A 17,426-nucleotide genomic window follows, 5' to 3' on the forward strand; every position below is an offset into this window, starting at 1 on the left:
TCAGTTGAGTTAGGGCTCTCCGAGCGCTTTGTTCATCGCCCAGATCAAAACCTCGGCCGGCCCGTCTCCCGCATCCGTGCGCAGCGTCGCTCCAGAGGTGTCGACGCCGCGCGCAGCGTCACCCGCGGTGAGTGCGATGTCGCCGGGATGGTCTGTGTCATCGGGCTGGTCTGACGCCGACAGCACGGCCCGGCCGTCGACGACGAGGACGTGCGTGAATCGGGCGTCGGGGATGCTGACCGAGGTGCCCGGCGCGATACGGGCGGCGAACAGCGTCGCGGCACGGTTGCTGATCGTGATCGCGGCTTCGGCAGCGGGGTCGCCTGACGCGACGGCGACGAGATCGCCCTCGGTGAGTGCTGCGGAGATGTCGCGCTGCTCGTACGACGGCGTGATTCCGTACTCGTCGGGAACCACCCACATCTGGACGTAGTGAACCGGCGCAGAACCAGATCCGCGCAGGTCGGGCCACGGATCGTTGCGTTCGGTGTGGTCGATGCCGGAACCGGCGCTCATGCGCTGGGCGAGACCGGGATAGACGACGCCGGTGTGACCCGCGGAATCGGTGTGCACCAACGTGCCGGAGACCACCCACGTGACGATTTCGGAATCCGAATGATGGTGCGCATCGAATCCATGTCCGGGTAGTAAAACTTCTTCATTGCATGCAATGAGAAGTCCATGATGGGTGTTTGATGGATCGTAGTGATCGCCGAATGAGAACGAGTGACGGGAGGTCAACCAATCGGTCGACGTCACCTCCCGGACTCCGGCTCGGAACACCGTGAAGACCATGACCCATTATGGGCATCGCGTCTGATGCGGAGTTCAGGCCGCCACCGCGCTGCAGCTGAGGTCGACTCCGGCGTGGCAGAGGGTTCAGACCTCCTCGTCGACTCCGCTTCGCGTGGCGACGACTCCGACGGCGAAAAACTCATCGACTCTGCCGCCGCAAAGTCCCTGGTCGAGGCTTCCGATCGGAAGGCCGACCGTAAGACCGACGGAGAGGCTGACGGGGACCGAGACGAGATCGTGACTAGTCCGAGTTCGGACCGCAAGCAGGTCAGTGATGTGACTCGTGTGACTAGAGTGAAGAATGGGACTATGAAGTATTGCTTGCGGTGGGTAGCTCTTGTTGCCTGCGTAGTCCTCGTCGGTGCTGGCGGTTTTGTCACCTGGCGCATGCTCTCCAGTGGTCCCGACACCGGTGCCGCGGCGGCGGTCGGCGAGTTCGCGCAGGCATTGAGCAGGAAAGACGCAACCGCAGCGGCGTCGTTTACGACGGCTCCCGGTCAGGCCGCAGACGCTCTGACGCAGACCGTCACAGCGATGAATCCCCAGTCGATTGACGTCGACGTCGACAAGCCGGAGGAGTACAGCGACGGCACGGCGTCGTTCAACCTCAAGACCACCTGGCGGTGGGACAAGGACCGCTCGTTCGAGTCGGCGACGTCGGGCACTGCCCGACACCTGAGTTCCGGTTGGAAGATCACCTGGGATCCCGCACTCCTGGCCCAGGGAATGCCCGTCGGCGGCAACCTTCGTGAGGTCCGGACCGACGCGCGGCCCGCTCCGACGGTCAACAGCGTGTCCGGCAAGCCCTTCATGGTGTTGGCGCCGGTCAACGAGATCGTTCTCGACCCGGCCAAGACCAAGGACCTGGGAGCGTCGGTGCGCGCACTGTCGCGGACACTGGCACCGATCGCGCCGTTGATCACGCCGGAGGTCATCAACGCGAAGCTGGCGGCAGCACCGGGCAAGCCGATCATCGCGGTGACCCTGCGCGATCCCGACATGGGCGTGATGACCAGCGATCCGGCCGCGGTTCCAGGAGTGTCGGTCAACAAGACCGGCATGCTCGTGATGGCCGACCGTCGACTCTCGTCGCCGCTGGAACCCGCACTGACCAACTACTGGCAGGCGATTGTCGATGCGACCGCCGGATGGCAGGTCCAGATGGTGGGTCCCGGTCTCGCGCCGCGCAAGCTCGCGGGTGAGCAGGGGCCTCCGGGTCCCGACGTCGCGACGTCGATCAACCAGCAGGTGCAGTTGACTCTCGGTGATGCGGCAGTCGAGGTCGGACAACCGGCGACCATCATGGCGCTCGACGCCGGGTCGGGTCGGATTCTCGGTCTGGCGCAGAACGACTACGCGGCCGAGCGTGGCAACAGCGTCGACCAGCAGTATCCGGTCGGTGCGACGCTCGATCCCGTGTTCTCGGCCGTCGACAAGGCCACGTCTTCGCAGAAGTCGAACAACGAGTCGTCGGACACGGCGCTCGACCGACTGGGACTCGGCGTCACGTTCACGGTTCCGGGCGCGTCGACTCCGACCTCTCCGAAGCCGGGTGTCGCGACGATCGACTACCGGCCACAGTCGGCAACGGCGACCATGCTGAACATGGCTGCGCTCGGCGTGTCGATGGCGCGGGCTGACGCGGGCACTCAGAGTTCTGTTGCTCCCGCGGTCATCTCGGGTGCCACGACCAAGGTCGACGGCGGTTCGCTCGGGGCGATCGACACGTCGGTGAGCGCGCCGATCCTCGCGGCGATGACGACAACGGCCAAGACCGGCGACGCCAGTGACCTCACTCGCGCGCCCGGCCTGAAAGCGCTGGTCGGAACCAATGGGCCGCAGGGTCCCGGCTGGTTCATCGGCATTCAGGGCGGCAAGGTCATCGTGATCTACACGGAGGGTGAGAAGTCGGGGACGGCTGCGCTACAGGTCGCTCAGAAGTACTTCCGCATCGCGTAGGCGACGACCGCGCGCCAGCCCAGCATGAACAGGCCGAGGGCGATGGTCGCAACGATGATGAAGCTCAGCGCGACGCCCTGGTGCAGCAGGTAGCGCAGCACCATGCCGATCGCGACGGTGCAGATCCAGATCGTCAGACCGGTCGGAACGATGCGTGCGGGCCGGAAGTCGCTGCCGAACCACTCGCTCGACCCGACATGTGAATAGACGTAGGCGATCGACCAGCCGGCGGCCGCGCCGACAAGGAACGGCCAGAGGGTCTGCAGCACTCCGACCAGCGCGAAGCCGTCGTGGTGGTTCGCCCTGCCGATCAGCACGAACACGACGACGGCCACGAGATCGCACAGCGCTGCCGCGGCCAGCGGGAACGTCGTGGTGTGCCGACTGCTGGTCGGATCGCTCACGTCAGACTTCGACATGGGTATCAACGGTAGCGCCACCGATCGTCGATGACGTGCTGCGGGTGGCGGGCGACAGACATGAAATGTCAGTCAGGGGGCGGTTCGGGTCCGTATTGTCTCCGCTCTGGAGCCGCGTCCGGGTCGAAATCGCCCGACTCGACGTCGCGATCGATCTCTTCGCCGATGGAGTCGTCGGTACGGATTCGCGACCGGAAGAGGAAGAACACGACGATCCACCCGATCACTGCGACCAACACATAGCTGATGAGGCGGTAGACGAGTACTGCGGTCAGTGCGTCGGCGGCAGGCATCCCCGCGCTGGTCAGTGCTGGGACGAGCACCGCGTCGACCACTCCGATCCCGCCGGGGAGCAGCGGAATCGCGGTACCGACGGCCTTGCCCGCCGCGTAGGCGACCATCAGTCCGGAGACGCTCGGATGAGCTCCGACCGCCCAGCACGCGAACATCAGGCACGCGACGTCGGCGATCCAGTTGAACAGGCTCCACGCGAAGGCGACGCTCGTGTCGCGACGGGTGAGTTGGACCGCGCGCAACTGTTCGAGTGTCTCCAAGAGCCGCGACACCCCGTGATCCGACGGCTTGCTGCGCACCTGGTTGATCCAGCCGAGGATGCGTTCGCCGGTGGACTGCAGCGACTCCGGATGGCTGGCGAGGTACTGCAGGACAACGGCCACCGCGATGAACCCAACCGCAGAGAAGACCACCGAGAACGGGCTGGTCTTGGCGCCCGCGAGCAGTGCGCCACCGAATCCGAGCACTGCGAGTCCGACACCGGCGAGCAGCCCGGACATGACCACCTGCCACGACGCGACGACGGGCGTGGCGCCCCACTTGCGTGTCTCGCGGTAGGTGAAAGCGGGTGCGAGTACCTGACCGCCCGGCAGCGTCTGGCTGACCGAGTTCGCGGCGAGGACCACCGACAGTGACTTCCACTCGGAGACACGGACACCCGCCGACCGCAGTAGCGCTCGCTGTACCTGCGCGAAACTGTCCATCGAGAGCAGGGCCGCGACGACGCACGCGACGAGCCACACCCAGTCGAGATCGCCGATCCGGTGGGCTGCTTCCTCGAGTTTCGGCCAGATCAGCACGACCTCGACCGCCAGAATGGCCACCACGACGACCGTCAGGATCCACCGAACCCACCAGAAGCGAGAGCGAGGGACGGTACCGTGGACCGCCGGTGTATCCGACGTCATACGGCTAAGGGTAACGACAGCTAGTGTGACTCCCGTGGACCATGCCGCCCGACCCGACGAGTATCCCGAAGATTCCGAGGCGGGGGTGTCTGTGAGATCGCTGGCCGAGCTCGACCGCTCCAAGGTGCACCCGTTTGTTCGTGCCACAGCCGAGTGGGTGTGGCGACTCCTGCTGATCGTCTTCGCCGTCTATGTGCTCGGGCGTCTGTTTCTCGAGTTCGACGAGGTGTTCGTTCCGGTTGCGTTGGCGATCCTGGTCTCGGCCTTCCTCGTTCCCGGCGTCGATTGGCTCGACCGCAAGGGACTGCCGAGGTCGCTGGCCGTGGTCATCATGCTGCTGGTCGCGCTGGGAATTGTCGCGACGGTGCTGACCTTCGTCGGTCGGGCGTTCGTCCACGGATTCCCCGCGCTGACCGCCGAGATCACGGTCACCATCGATCGCACGCGAGAGTGGTTGGTCGACGGTCCGCTCGACGTCGACGAATCACAGGTGCGCAACCTCGGGTCGAACGTCATCAACCTGATGGAGCACAACCAGGCCAAGCTCGCAGGCGGTGCCGTTGCGACCGCGACGACGGCGACCGAACTGGTCACCGGCGCGCTGCTGACGGTGTTCCTCACGATCTTCTTTCTCTACGGCGGCGGTCAGATCTGGGAGTTCTGCTGCCGTCTGATCCCGCGCAAGACCCGAGGTCGGGTCGCAGCCGCGGGTGTCGCGGGCTTCGGCACCCTCGTGGGGTACGTGCGTGCGACCGTGATCGTCGCGTTCGTCGATGCCGTGTGTATCGGCGTCGGGTTGGCGATCCTGCGGGTTCCGCTGGCACTTCCGTTGGCGACGGTGGTCTTCCTCTTCTCGTTCATCCCGATCGTGGGCGCGCTCATCAGTGGCTCGCTCGCCGTCGTGATCGCGTTGGTGACACAGGGCTGGCTGACCGCGGTCATCGTGTTGGCGCTCCTCATCGGCGTGATGCAACTCGAAGGTCATGTGCTGCAACCCTTCCTGCTCGGCAGGTCGGTGCGGCTGCATCCGGTCGCGGTGATCCTCGCGATCGCCGCGGGCATCGTCGGGGCCGGGATCATCGGCGGCCTCTTCGCCGTGCCGATCATCGCCTTCGCGAACACCGCCGTGCGATATCTCGCCGGTCACCGCAACCTACCGATCTCGAGTGGGGAAGGTTCATATCATTACGCCGAGCCCGACGAACCTCATTGGGACAACCGAGATCTCGACGCCGCGGCCGCATCGGCGGGCGTGGCGGTCGAGGAGGGTGTCGGGGTCTCGAAAGCCGACGCCGAGGCCGACGTCGAGCGGGGACTCGACGGCGATGGTGCCGACGTGGACGTGACCGATGACGCCGCGACCGATGACAGCACGGGCGATGACACTGCGGCGGACGACACAACGGCCGGCGACACCGCGCCCAAGAAGGACCCCGACGAGTCGTCATGAGAAGTGATCCGGTCACGCCGCTCTGGCGCGGCGCGCAGGTGTTGCGACTGTTGTCGTACCTCTACGCGCTCGGGTTTCGGATCGCGATCGACGACGACCTGCTGCACCCGGGCGTGACGTGGGTGTTGTTCGGATTCCTCACCGTGTGGACCGTTGCCTGCGGTATCGCGTATTACGTTGGCTTCGGCCGTAATTGGTACTGGGTCGGCGCTGAGCTGGTGATCGCCTGCGCGCTGATGTTGTCGACGTCGTACGTCGCCAGTGAGTCGTGGGCACTGAACAACCAGACATGGCCGACGACGCTGTGGGCGACCAACTCGGTGATCTCGGCGGCACTACTCGCCGGGCCGATCGTCGGCCTCATCGCGGGTCTGGTCGTCGGCGGCACAAGCGCTTTCGTCAAGGGCTGGCTCGATCTGAACTTCGGCCGCAACGCGACGATCATCGTGATGATGGCTGCCGGTGTCGCGGTGGGACTCGCGGCGGTCAATGCCCGTCGGGCGCAGGCGGAATTGGCCGCGGCGGCGCGCGTGGCAGCGGCCGCAAGTGAACGCGAACGACTGTCCCGCGAGGTGCACGACGGTGTGCTCCAGGTGCTGTCGTTCATCTCCAAGCGCGGCCGTGAGATCGGTGGTCCCACAGCGCAACTCGCCGACCTCGCGGCAACTCAGGAGGTGGCGCTGCGTCGTCTGATCGCCGACGTCGATGTCGGGGCCGAATCTGACTGTGGGACCGCGGATCTGACCGCATTGCTGCGCGCGGCCGGGGGAGAGGCTGTGGCGGTGAGCGCGCCCGCCGACCCGGTGGAGATCGACGCGACGACGGCGCGCGAGATCAGTGCGGCGGTGATCAACGCACTCGACAACGTCGCGCATCACGCGGGACCGGGTGCGCGTGCGTATGTGCTCCTCGAAGACCTCGACGACGCCGTTGTCGTGAGTGTCCGCGACGACGGTGTCGGTATCGCCGCGGGTCGGCTCGACGAGGCGCGTCGTCAGGGCAGGCTCGGCGTCGCACAGTCGATTATCGGGAGAATCGAATCCCTCGGTGGCAGAGCACTACTCGACTCCGACGAGGGGATCGGCACGGAATGGGAACTGACGGTACCGGTGACACGGGAGAAGAGATGAGCGAGACACAGGACGGCGACCAACTGCGGGTGATGGTCGTCGACGACCATCCGATGTGGCGGGATGGCGTCGCGCGCGACCTCTCCGATGAGGGGTTCGAGGTCGTGGCAACTGCCGATTCTGTCGGGGCCGCGGGGCGTCGTGCCGGTGCGGTGCAACCCGACGTCGTCCTCATGGACATGCAGCTGCCCGACGGCAACGGGGCGGAGGCGACCGCGTCGGTGCTCGAGGTCTCGCCGAGGACGCGAGTGTTGGTCCTGTCGGCATCAGACGAGCGCGACGACGTACTCGACGCCGTAAAGGCCGGTGCGAGTGGATATCTGGTGAAGAGTGCGTCGAAGGAGGAACTGATCGAGGCGGTGCGGGCGACCGCGGCGGGCCAGGCGGTCTTCACGCCGGGGCTAGCGGGTCTCGTACTCGGCGAGTTCCGCCGTATGTCCTCCGAACCCGACCGCGCGCCGCAGACCCCCGTGCTCACCGAGCGCGAAACCGAGGTACTGCGCTACGTCGCAAAGGGTATGAGCGCCAAGCAGATTGCGCGCAAACTGACGCTGAGTCACCGGACCGTCGAGAATCACGTGCAGTCGACGTTGCGCAAACTGCAACTCGGCAACCGCGTCGAACTCACGCGATACGCGATAGAGCACGGCATCGACGAGTGAGCGGTACGGCCACCGGGGCGCTGACCGCTACTCGCCGGAACGGCTGCGGCGCAACAACTCCTGCACGCTGATCTGGCGGTTCTCGCCGGGATTCTCGTCTGCGCGCGCGTGCCGATCCGACGATCGACTCGGTCCGTCGTCGGTCCGCTGACGCCGCGGCGGTGGGGTGCGGGTCTCGTGATCCTCGCTCGGTGCGACGGGTTGCTGCGCTCGGCGTGCCGCGTCGGGCGAGAGTCCACGCTCCATCGGCGACTGTGAACCCTCGGGTGCGCGCCGTTGCGACGCCCTCGCCTGCTCCGGTGACAGCGACGCGACGAGCGGACGCTTGCCGGTCTTGTCGAGGTCGGGGCGTCGACCCAGCGGCGACGGGCCCGCGGCGCCGGTCTGTGGCTGGTTCAGGCGGATGCCGCCTTCGCCGAGCATCCATCCGCCCGTGTCGGGACGGTCGGACTTCTGACGTCGCGGTGCCGACGGGCGAGTCGAGCGCGCAGTACGTACCGGCTCGATCTCGTCGAGCGTCTGGGCGGGACGTTGATCGCGCAGCGCGGGGCGTCGATCCGACGGCGGCTGCGACGGCCGGGTGCGCGCGGCTGGGTGCTGGGCGGCTGGGTGCTGGGCAGCGGGAGGTTGGGCTGCCGGGGGTTGGGCAGGTGGTTGCGCAGCACGACGCTGTGTCGGCTGGGGCGTGGGGCCCGACCGGGGTGCAGTCGGGCGGGGTGCCGACCCTGCGCGTGTGGAGCGTGTGGCCGCACCCGCCGAGACCGTCGCGGCAGCACGCGGAGCCGCTCGCATGGCGGTCGTCGGTACCTCGGCGATCAGCGTGCCCGCACGCATACCCTGCGTGCCGGCACCGGCACCTGCACCGACGAGCTTCGCGCCGGGCTCGTCGTCGAGGATCGTTTCGCCGAGGCCGATCTTGCGTTGGACGGTCTTCATCCACCGCGGTGCCCACCAGCAGTCGTCACCGAGCAGCTTCATCGTCGACGGGACGAGCAGCATACGGATGATGGTGGCGTCGAGGATGAGCGCCGCGATCATGCCGTAGGCGATGTACTTCATCATCACGATCTCGGACAGTCCGAACGCGCCCGTCACGACGATGAGGATCGCCGCGGCGGCCGTGATGATCCGACCGGTGTGCGCGGTACCGACGCGAATCGCTTCCGTGGTGCTCGCGCCCTTCTGTCTCGCTTCGACCATGCGGGACAACAGGAATATCTCGTAGTCCGTCGACAGGCCGAACACAATCGCGATGATCAGCACCAGGACAGCGGCGAACAACGGTCCCGGCGTGAAGTTGGCGATCGACGCGCCGTGGCCGTCGACGAAGATCCACGTCAGGATGCCCAGCGTCGCGCCGAGGCCCAACGCCGACATCAGAGCGGCCTTGATCGGCAGCACCACGGAACCGAAGGCGAGGAACATCAACAGCCCGGTGACCAGGACGAGCAGGATCGCCATGAGCGGCAGTCGGGTGAGCAGGGCATCGATGGAGTCCTGCACGAGTGCGGGAGTTCCCGCCACCCACATCTTGATGCCCGCGGGTTTGTCGATGGCACGCAGGTCCTTGACGGCCTCGCCCGCGGTATCGCGGTTGACCAGACCCGCCGACATCTGGATGACCTGCGGACCGTTGAAGCCGTAGGTTCCGGTGAGCGCGCCGTCGTCGGCCGAGGGGCTGAACTGCTTGGTGAAGCCGGGGATCTTGTTGGCTTCGTCGGCAATCTGCTGGATCTTGGCGCCGCTGTCGGGGTCGTTGACGTCGTAGGAGATGACGAGCTTGATCTCTTCGGTGCGTTCCTTCGGGAACGCCTTGTCGAAGTCCTCCTGGGCGACACGGCTCGGATTGTTCGGCGGCAGATAAGCCTCGCTGATGCCGCCGAACTTGATGCCGCCGATCGGGATGGTGAGGACCAGCAGGATCAGGACGGTCGGCACCGCGGTGGCGATGGGATGGCGCATGACCCACCCCGACAGGCGGCCCCAGAAACCGTTCTCGATCTCCGCCTTGGTCTTCGTGCGTCGGAGGAACGGCAACCCGAAGGCGTCGATCTTCGGTCCGAGGATGCTCAGGATGGCCGGCAGCACGGTGATCGAGAGGATCGCGGCCAACGACACCGAGAAGATCGCGCCGTACGCGACGGACTTCAAGAAGCCCTGCGGCATCATCAGCAGACAGGCGATGGCGGCGACGATGATCGTCGCCGAAAAGACCACGGTTTGTCCCGCGGTCATCACGGTTCTTCGTACCGCGGCCTTGGTGCTGTAACCCTCGGCGAGTTCTTCTCTGAATCTGCTGACGATGAACAGGCCGTAGTCGATCGCGATACCGAGGCCGATCAGCGTGACCACCGATTGCGCGAAGATATTCAGCTCGGTGAGCTGGGCGATGATGTTCATGATGCCCAGCGAGCCCGCGATCGTCAGACCACCGATGAACACCGGGAGACAGGCGGCGATGACACCGCCGAAGATGAAGAACAGCATCACCGCGACGAGCGGGAGTGCGATCACCTCGGCGCGTCGGATGTCGTCGTCCATACCGCTGGCCATCGCACCGGCGACGGGTTGCAGGCCTGCGAGTTGGAATCGGGTGCCCTCGAGTCCGTACTTACCGGGATCGTCGACGACGCCCTGCAGGAACGGTTCGATCTTCTTGTAGTTCGCGAGTACCGAGGTGTCGTCGTTGCCCGCGACGCCGATACTGATGAAGGCCTGCTTCTTGTCGGCGGTGAACGTCCGTGACCTGATGGTGTCCTGCGCGGCCTTCTGCGCGACCGTGTCGTCCTTCAGATAGAAGGGGTCGATGATCTCCTGGTTGTTGCGTAGCGCGTTCTCGTAGGCCTGCTTATCGGTTGAATCGGGAGCGGCCGCGGCGCGCTGCACCACATCGGGATGTTGCCTCAGAAGATCGTCGACGACCTGCTCGACCTTGCTTCCGAACTGCTTGTCGTCGACCAGCGTGCCTGCGGGCGGGGTGATGAGGAGGATGACGTCGGAGCGGTGGTCGCGGCCGAAGGCGGTGTCGGCGACGACCGAACCCTTCGACGACTGGGCTGTCGGATCGAACCAGCCGCTCTGCGACAGGTGATTGCCGAGCCCGAGTCCGTAGAGGCCGAGGCCGCCCATGATGGCGACCAACACCGCAATGACGGCAAAGCGCATCCGGAAGACGAATGTGCCGATGGCTCCGAACACGCCGACTCCTTTCGAGAAAATCTCGCCGAGATAGTTGCCGAGATTGTTTCAGTGGTGCCTGAGTGCTTGCTGAGGTTTGGCAATGAGGCTAGGGGCTGGGTGCTGGGGTTTCCGCCCCGAGCTGACGGGCGCTCTCTCAGCGGAGAAGCGCGCGCAGCGGGCGGAACGGGGTGAGCCACGCTCCGTCGTCCGGCAGTGAGTCGAGCCCGATGCGGGGCAGTGGCTCCCGGAAGACGCCGGGAATCTCCTCGAGATCGACGAACTCGAGCCCATCCGTGGAGAGCGCCCAGCTCACGTGTTCGCGGAAACCGATGACCGTGACCGGAACGCCTTCGGCGGCGATCTCGACCAGCGGATCCCGGAACGCCTGACCATCCGCGGAGGCGACGATCAGCCCGGCTAACCCAACAGTGTGCCTGCGAAGTTCGATGTGGTCGAGCATGTCGGGGTCCACATCGCTGTCCTCGGACAGTTTCGGCTTGGCGAAAACCGCGTACCCGACGTTGCGCAACGCGTCGACCCACGGCCGCACGACGTCGGCGCTACCAGGCACGATATTGGTGAAGACCGTCGCCTCGGGTTCGATCTGGACCGCGGCGTCGGCCGTCGTCGAAATGTCGTCGACATCACTGTTGTCGTCGCTGCTGTCGTCACCGCTGCTGTCGTCGTCATCGCTATCGCCGTAGGCATCGGTGGCGTCATCGCCGACGGAGTGATCGTAGGCCGCGACCGCTGCCTGTGCAGAGATGTCGGCGGTGCGCTGCAGCAACCAGCGGCCGAGTGCGTCGAACCGCGGTCGGTGCGCCGCCGTCGGTCGTCCGCCGAGGATGGACCCGAGGCCCATGTCCATGTTGGGGGCGTCCCAGACCAGGAGGACGCGCTGCGCGCCGCTCTGTCCGGAGATCGTGTCGGCGAAGCGTGCGGCCGATCCACGGGTGTCGGTCATCAGCCTTCGCCGCCTGTCGGGGTGTCTGGAGCTTCGGGGTTGTCCGGGGTTTCTGGAGCTTCAGGGGTTTCGGGGTTGTCTGGGGCGTCTGCCGTCCCCTTCTCGCGGGGTCGGACGTACACGAACTCGTTGACCTCGCGGCCCTCGCGCTCTGCGCGACCCTCGAACTTGGTGGTCGGACGTTCGAGGGAGATCGGAACCCCCGTCGTCGCGGGTACGACGTGGACGCGCTCGGGGTTCTGGGTCGCGAGGATCTCGGCGATCCACTCCGCGTAGTCGGCATGGTCGGTCGCGATGTGCAGCACGCCGCCGGGCCGGAGTCGGTCAGCCATGAGTTCGATGGTGCCCCGTTGGACGAATCGACGCTTGTGATGGCGCGATTTGGGCCAGGGATCGGGAAAGAAGAGTCGGATCGCGGTGAGCGATTCGGAGGGGATGAGCTCACGCAACACGACGACGCCGTCGCCGCGGATCATGCGCACATTGGTCAGGCCTGCGCGGTCGACGAGACCGACGAGCTGTGCAAGGCCCGGCTTGTAGACCTCGACGGCGATCACGTCGACGTCGGGTTCGTCCGCGGCCATCGCGGCCGTCGAGATGCCGGTTCCGCTGCCGATCTCGAGGACCCGGGGTGCCTCGCGCCCGAAGAGGGCGTCGAAGTCGATGGGTGGTTCCGGGGTCTGGGCCGGGTCGGTGGCCAGGTCGCGGCCAAGCACCGGCCACAGCGTCTCCCAGTTGCGCTGTTGGCCCGGCGTCAGCGAGCCGCGGCGGAAGCGGAAGCTGGTCACGCGTGGGTAGAGGCGTGACGCGTCGCCTTGGCCGTTGGCCGGTCCGGGGGAGGAGTTCACCGGTCCATCGTGGCCCATCGGGTCGGTCATGCACACCTCGACACCCGCTTGTGCAATCTGCTGCGCCACCTCGCCCAACTGCGACTACCCTTCCACCAGGGAAGATGGGCCGGTCTTGAGCGGGGGTGAGTGCGTGATCGATCCAACGGGTCCGCTCGCGCTCGCACTGTCGTCGGGATCGATCGGGCAGCTCGTCGCGCCCGATTCGCCCGCTTTTGCCACGCTCGACGCCGCCGCCCGGCGCTACGTGCAGCCGCTGTCGGTTGCGGTGGTCGGTCGTCGTGGGGTGGGTCGCGACACGATGGCGCGTGCGTTGTCTGAGCGCTTCGGTGTCGCGGCATTCGTGGCCGAGCGTGGGTCCGGCGTGCTCGCCGGCGCCGATCTGCGAGTGCATGTGCTCGCCGGAGCGCCACGACGTGCCGACCACGAGATGCTCGGCGCCTCGCCACGCGAACGGACCGTCGTCGTCCTCGGGAAGGCCGACACGCTCGCAGCCGATGCCGTTTCCGGCGCAGCCGATGCCGTTTCCGGCGCAGCCGATGCCGTGGCCGGGCTCGTCCGCGCCGCGAGTGAGTCGCTCGGCAGGCCCGTCGTCGCGGTCTCGCAGTTGTCGGCGTGCGCCACGGTGTCCGACGACGAGTTCGAGTTCCTCCGCCAACTTGTCGCCGACGATGAGGTGATGCCGTCGATGTCCGGCCACTTTCTCGCGCCCGCACGGCCTGCGCAGTCGCAGATGCGCGCCGACCTGCTTCGACGCCTCGACGCGGCCGGTGTCGCGCGTGCGCTGAGCCTTGTGGCCGTCGCCGATCCCGCGGCCGGCAGCGCGTCGACGCTCACCGGGTATCTGCGGGCGACGAGCGGATTCGACGCTCTGCGGGAGGCGTTCGCGGCGTGCATGCCCGCGGTCGTCGCGCATCGGGGTGCGCAGGTACGCGCATCGCTCGAGCTGGCCGCTGCGGCCGGCGCCGACCGTGACAGCGTCGAACGCCTCCTGTGCACGGGAGGTGTGTGACGTGGGTTCCGAGTTGTCGACGCTCGACGCCGCCGATTCGGCGGCGGGTGTGATTCCGACCCCGGGTGTGATTCCGCTGTATCGGGTGGCCGTGGCTGCCGCCGAGGGTGTCGACGTCGAGCCTCTGGTGGAGGCGTGTCGGGCGGTCGCGGCGTCGAAGGAGGGTCCGACCATCGACGTCGTAGCGTTCGATCCGGACCGCGACAATGCGCGCACGCATGCTGCGGTGCTGGTCATCGACCCGGCATCGGCGGTCGTCGACGATGAGGACGTCGCCGCGCTGCGGGAGCTGACCTCGATGGTGGGGCACGTTGCGCTGGTCTGCGACCGCATCGAGTCGTTCTGGGATTGGCCGCGGATCGTGCGCGGATATCGGTCAGAACTCGATCCCGCCGGAGCGCTACCGGTCTTCGCGGTGTCGGCGGCTGCGGCGCTCGCGGGTGCCGTGGGCGAGTCGGGCATCGGCGATCTGGTCGACTGGTTCGCGACACCGAACGCTGAACCCCCTGCACGCAACCCGCAAGCACGCACCCAGCAAGCAACCGCCCCGCAACCACCGACCCCGGCCGCTGTGGATTCCGGCGACCGCGTCGACCCCGACGCCCTGGCGATCCGTCGCGCACGGTTGTTGGCGCTCAGGGACAGGGGACGGGCCGACCGGTTGGCGTCGCTTCGCGCGGGAATCGTCCGCGTGCGTGCGCAGAGCAGCGCCGACATCGCGGCGCGGGTCCGTGCGCTCGTCGCGCGCGCCGAACACCGCGGCACCTCGACGACCGGCTCCGACGTCGAGGTCGACGCCGCCTGGCTCGACCGCGAGATCGGACGTCTCGTCACCGACCTGGACGCCATCACCCACACCCGACTCGACGCCGTCGCGTCGTCGACTCTCGTCGGACTCGACGTCGACGATCCGCCCGCACACCGCGACGACGAGCCGATCGTCGCCCGCCGCGATCTGTCGTCGGGCCGACGAACCGGCGAGGACGCGATGGTGCTGTTGATCGGTGCGTCGACGGGTATCGGAATCGGCAGGCTCGCGGTCGCGCCGCTGGCATCGGTGCACACGCTGCAGTGGATCAGCATGCCCGCGGCGCTGCTCCTCGGACTCGCGGTGGCGGTGTGGGTGATCCGGATGCGACGCGCGGCAACCACGCGCGCGCAGGTGCGTACCTGGGTCAACGACGTGCTCGCCGACGTCCGCGCCCGGGTCGAGCGTCGCGTCGCCATGCAGCTCACCGAGGCGGAATCACGCATCGGCGGCCAGGTGCTGCGCGCATACGATCGCCAGGGTCGTCGAATCGCCGACGAGATCGCCGAGATCGATCAACGTCTCAAAGAGCTCCGCGCAGCGGGCGGGGCAGTCAGTGGGGGTAGGCAGTGAACATCGACTCGTTCGACTTCGGAGACGTATCCGGTGAGGAGCACCGGGACTGGGGCGACTCCACCGACCCGGGTGCGCAGCCCGGTTCGCCCGCCGACAACCTGCTGATGCACGACGACGGCCGCATCTGGGATCTCGGCCCCGCCGACGTCGACACCGACGCCGACGGAGTGGCCGATTCGTTGACTCGCAGTGGTCCCGGAGGCCTGACGGTGTACACCGACAGTGACCACGACGGTCAGGTCGATCGCATCACACAGGTGGGCTCCGACGGCTCGTTTGCCTCCCAAACACTCGACCGCAACACCGGCATCTGGGTTGCCACGGACTCGGGTCGACTCGAGTGAGTGGGTTCGCATAGAGCAGAAAGTCCTGGTGGTGGTGGGTTGCATGTCCTCGGAAATCCGACATGGGTCACCTTGCAACCCCCTCTGACGTGTGCGAATGTGGCCTATACCGCATCTCGTAGCCCCAGGCCCTAGCGCACGCTCGGTCACAGTATCCTGGGGATAAGCAACCCACACGGGGCGGCCAATGCGGGTCGCCACCTCGGAGGAGGAAATATGACCGCCGCCACGATTCCGGGCCTGGAACCCGGCACCGCTCCGACAAAACACGAAGCGCTGTTGGCATGGGTGGCCGAGGTCGCCGAGCTCACTCAGCCCGACCGCGTGGTGTGGTCCGACGGCAGTGACGAGGAGTGGGATCGTCTCACCGCAGAACTCGTCGAGTCCGGCACGCTGCTCAAGCTGAACGAAGAGCACAAGCCCAATTCCTACCTGGCCAAGTCCGATCCCGCCGACGTCGCGCGCGTCGAGTCGCGCACCTTCATCTGCTCCGAGCGTGAAGAGGATGCGGGCCCCACGAACAACTGGGTCGCACCCGACGAGATGCGCGCCACCCTCACGCCCCTCTTCCGCGGCAGCATGCGCGGCCGCACGATGTACGTCATCCCGTTCTGCATGGGCCCGCTCGGCTCCGACGACCCGAAGCTCGGCGTCGAACTGACCGACTCCGCCTACGTCGTGTTGTCGATGAAGATCATGACGCGCGTGGGTCCCGAGGTGCTGCGCCTACTCGGCGACGACGGCTTCTTCGTCAAGGGTCTGCACTCGGTCGGCGCTCCGCTGGAGCCCGGTCAAGAAGATGTCGCATGGCCGTGCAACCCGAACAAGTACATCACCCACTTCCCCGAGACCCGCGAGATCCTGTCGTACGGATCGGGTTACGGCGGCAACGCGCTGCTGGGCAAGAAGTGCTACGCGCTGCGGATCGCATCGGTGATCGCGCGTGACGAGGGCTGGATGGCCGAGCACATGCTGATCCTGAAGCTGACCAGCCCGGAGAACGAGGTCTACTTCGTGGCCGCTGCGTTCCCGAGTGCGTGTGGCAAGACCAACCTGGCCATGATCCAGCCGACCATCCCGGGCTGGAAGGCCGAGACCGTCGGCGACGACATCGCCTGGATGCGCTTCGGCGACGACGGTCGTCTCTACGCGATCAACCCCGAGTTCGGCTTCTTCGGTGTGGCACCGGGCACCAGCCTGGATTCCAACCCGAACGCGATGAAGACCATCGACGCCGGAAACACCCTGTACACCAACGTCGCCGAGACCGACGACGGTGACATCTGGTGGGAGGGAATCGGCGGCGAGAAGCCTGCGCACCTGACCGACTGGCTGGGACGTAGCTGGACGCCGGACTCGGATGAGCCTGCCGCACACCCGAATTCGCGCTACTGCACACCGATCTCGCAGTGCCCCTCGCTGGCCGAGGAGTGGGACGACCCCCAGGGTGTGCCGATCTCGGCGATCCTGTTCGGCGGTCGTCGCAAGACCACGGTTCCCCTGGTGACCGAGGCCCGCGACTGGCAGAACGGCGTCTTCATGGGTGCCACTGTCGGCTCCGAGCAGACCGCAGCCGCCGAGGGCAAGGTGGGCACCGTCCGCCGCGACCCGATGGCCATGCTGCCGTTCATGGGCTACCACGTCGGCGACTACTTCCAGCACTGGATCAACCTGGGCAAGAACGCCGATGCGTCGAAGCTCCCGAAGGTCTTCTACGTCAACTGGTTCCGTCGTGGCGACGACGGCCGCTTCCTGTGGCCGGGATTCGGTGAGAACAGTCGCGTCCTGAAGTGGATCATCGGACGCATCGAGGGCGAGAACGAAGGCGTGCAGACGCCGGTCGGCATCGTCGCGAAGCCCGAGGAGATCGACGTCACCGGACTCGACGTGCCCGCAGAGGATCTCGAGGCTGCCCTCGCGGTCGATCCCGACGAGTGGCGGCGCGAGCTGCCGCTGATCGAGGAACTGTTCGCGTTCGTCGGCGAGAAGCTCCCGACGAGCCTGCAGGACGAGCTCGACGCCCTCAAGCAGCGCTTGGGCTGATCTCACCTTCTGCCCCATCCGTAACTGAGGTATC

The 17,426-nt window shown here is 66.7% G+C and carries 14 protein-coding genes; 8 read left to right on the top strand and 6 right to left on the bottom strand.

The window, feature by feature from the left end; genetic code table 11:
* Window positions 1-9: 9 nt before the first annotated feature.
* A complete protein-coding gene (locus GOSPT_RS14245; RefSeq protein WP_005207036.1) occupies window positions 10-795 on the bottom strand; it encodes a pirin family protein in 786 nt (261 codons plus the stop codon).
* Between the two features lie 24 nt (window positions 796-819).
* Here GOSPT_RS14245 and GOSPT_RS14250 point away from each other — a divergent pair, with 24 nt between their 5' ends.
* Window positions 820-2,754, top strand: coding sequence for an NTF2-like N-terminal transpeptidase domain-containing protein (locus GOSPT_RS14250; protein ID WP_210734984.1), 1,935 nt, complete (start codon window positions 820-822; stop codon window positions 2,752-2,754).
* Here the strand turns inward: GOSPT_RS14250 and GOSPT_RS14255 are convergent.
* Window positions 2,730-3,173: a DUF3054 domain-containing protein gene (locus tag GOSPT_RS14255; RefSeq protein WP_039856078.1), complete on the bottom strand. Its 444-nt coding sequence runs from the start codon at window positions 3,171-3,173 to the stop codon at window positions 2,730-2,732. The two genes, GOSPT_RS14250 and GOSPT_RS14255, sit on opposite strands and share 25 nt — an antisense overlap.
* Before the next feature lie 68 nt (window positions 3,174-3,241).
* On the bottom strand, window positions 3,242-4,375 hold the full coding sequence (locus GOSPT_RS14260) for a lysylphosphatidylglycerol synthase transmembrane domain-containing protein (RefSeq protein WP_039856079.1): 1,134 nt from the start codon (window positions 4,373-4,375) through the stop codon (window positions 3,242-3,244).
* 34 nt (window positions 4,376-4,409) lie between these two features.
* Here GOSPT_RS14260 and GOSPT_RS14265 point away from each other — a divergent pair, with 34 nt between their 5' ends.
* From GOSPT_RS14265 to GOSPT_RS14275, 3 genes are read left to right on the top strand one after another with little or no spacing between them, the layout of a single operon-like run.
* A complete protein-coding gene (locus GOSPT_RS14265; RefSeq protein ID WP_141630894.1) occupies window positions 4,410-5,825 on the top strand; it encodes an AI-2E family transporter in 1,416 nt (471 codons plus the stop codon).
* Complete coding sequence (gene macS, locus GOSPT_RS14270; RefSeq protein WP_005207041.1) at window positions 5,822-6,955, top strand: MacS family sensor histidine kinase; 1,134 nt, start codon at window positions 5,822-5,824, stop codon at window positions 6,953-6,955. The genes GOSPT_RS14265 and macS overlap by 4 nt, the downstream gene beginning before the upstream one ends.
* The gene (locus tag GOSPT_RS14275; RefSeq protein ID WP_005207042.1) at window positions 6,952-7,617 is read left to right on the top strand and encodes a response regulator; all 666 of its coding nucleotides are present in this window, start codon (window positions 6,952-6,954) and stop codon (window positions 7,615-7,617) included. Before macS ends, GOSPT_RS14275 begins: the two co-directional genes overlap by 4 nt.
* 27 nt (window positions 7,618-7,644) lie before the next feature.
* Here GOSPT_RS14275 and GOSPT_RS14280 read toward each other — a convergent pair whose 3' ends face one another.
* The 3 genes from GOSPT_RS14280 to trmB form a co-directional block, all read right to left on the bottom strand.
* Window positions 7,645-10,815 carry an MMPL family transporter gene (locus GOSPT_RS14280; protein ID WP_005207043.1) on the bottom strand — a complete coding sequence of 1,057 codons (3,171 nt, stop codon included), beginning with the start codon at window positions 10,813-10,815 and terminating at the stop codon, window positions 7,645-7,647.
* A 136-nt stretch (window positions 10,816-10,951) separates the two neighbouring features.
* A complete protein-coding gene (locus GOSPT_RS14285) occupies window positions 10,952-11,761 on the bottom strand; it encodes an NYN domain-containing protein (protein WP_005207045.1) in 810 nt (269 codons plus the stop codon).
* A complete protein-coding gene (gene trmB, locus GOSPT_RS14290) occupies window positions 11,761-12,627 on the bottom strand; it encodes a tRNA (guanosine(46)-N7)-methyltransferase TrmB (protein ID WP_245548724.1) in 867 nt (288 codons plus the stop codon). The genes GOSPT_RS14285 and trmB overlap by 1 nt, the downstream gene beginning before the upstream one ends.
* A gap of 115 nt (window positions 12,628-12,742) precedes the next feature.
* On the opposite strand from trmB, the gene GOSPT_RS14295 reads away from it, so the two are divergent.
* The 4 genes from GOSPT_RS14295 to GOSPT_RS14310 all read left to right on the top strand — a co-directional run bounded on the left by GOSPT_RS14295 (window position 12,743) and on the right by GOSPT_RS14310 (window position 17,392).
* A complete protein-coding gene (locus GOSPT_RS14295) occupies window positions 12,743-13,621 on the top strand; it encodes a hypothetical protein (RefSeq protein WP_005207050.1) in 879 nt (292 codons plus the stop codon).
* Window position 13,622: 1 nt separating this feature from the next.
* Window positions 13,623-15,002, top strand: coding sequence for a hypothetical protein (locus GOSPT_RS14300; RefSeq protein ID WP_005207051.1), 1,380 nt, complete (start codon window positions 13,623-13,625; stop codon window positions 15,000-15,002).
* Complete coding sequence (locus GOSPT_RS14305) at window positions 14,999-15,349, top strand: DUF6802 family protein (protein ID WP_005207053.1); 351 nt, start codon at window positions 14,999-15,001, stop codon at window positions 15,347-15,349. Before GOSPT_RS14300 ends, GOSPT_RS14305 begins: the two co-directional genes overlap by 4 nt.
* 216 nt (window positions 15,350-15,565) lie before the next feature.
* Complete coding sequence (locus GOSPT_RS14310; protein ID WP_005207057.1) at window positions 15,566-17,392, top strand: phosphoenolpyruvate carboxykinase (GTP); 1,827 nt, start codon at window positions 15,566-15,568, stop codon at window positions 17,390-17,392.
* The last annotated feature ends 34 nt before the right edge of the window (window positions 17,393-17,426 follow it).

Origin of the sequence: Gordonia sputi NBRC 100414 (assembly GCF_000248055.1) — a bacterium.
GTDB classification, from domain to species: domain Bacteria; phylum Actinomycetota; class Actinomycetes; order Mycobacteriales; family Mycobacteriaceae; genus Gordonia; species Gordonia sputi.

Bases quoted from the DNA above. Each gene is read 5' to 3' on its own strand.
- GOSPT_RS14245 (WP_005207036.1), bottom strand. From the start codon at position 795: ATGGTCTTCACGGTGTTCCGAGCCGGAGTCCGGGAGGTGACGTCGACC.
- GOSPT_RS14250 (WP_210734984.1), top strand. From the start codon at position 820: ATGCGGAGTTCAGGCCGCCACCGCGCTGCAGCTGAGGTCGACTCCGGC.
- GOSPT_RS14255 (WP_039856078.1), bottom strand. From the start codon at position 3,173: ATGTCGAAGTCTGACGTGAGCGATCCGACCAGCAGTCGGCACACCACG.
- GOSPT_RS14260 (WP_039856079.1), bottom strand. From the start codon at position 4,375: ATGACGTCGGATACACCGGCGGTCCACGGTACCGTCCCTCGCTCTCGC.
- macS (WP_005207041.1), top strand. From the start codon at position 5,822: ATGAGAAGTGATCCGGTCACGCCGCTCTGGCGCGGCGCGCAGGTGTTG.
- GOSPT_RS14275 (WP_005207042.1), top strand. From the start codon at position 6,952: ATGAGCGAGACACAGGACGGCGACCAACTGCGGGTGATGGTCGTCGAC.
- GOSPT_RS14285 (WP_005207045.1), bottom strand. From the start codon at position 11,761: ATGACCGACACCCGTGGATCGGCCGCACGCTTCGCCGACACGATCTCC.
- trmB (WP_245548724.1), bottom strand. From the start codon at position 12,627: ATGGGCCACGATGGACCGGTGAACTCCTCCCCCGGACCGGCCAACGGC.
- GOSPT_RS14310 (WP_005207057.1), top strand. From the start codon at position 15,566: ATGACCGCCGCCACGATTCCGGGCCTGGAACCCGGCACCGCTCCGACA.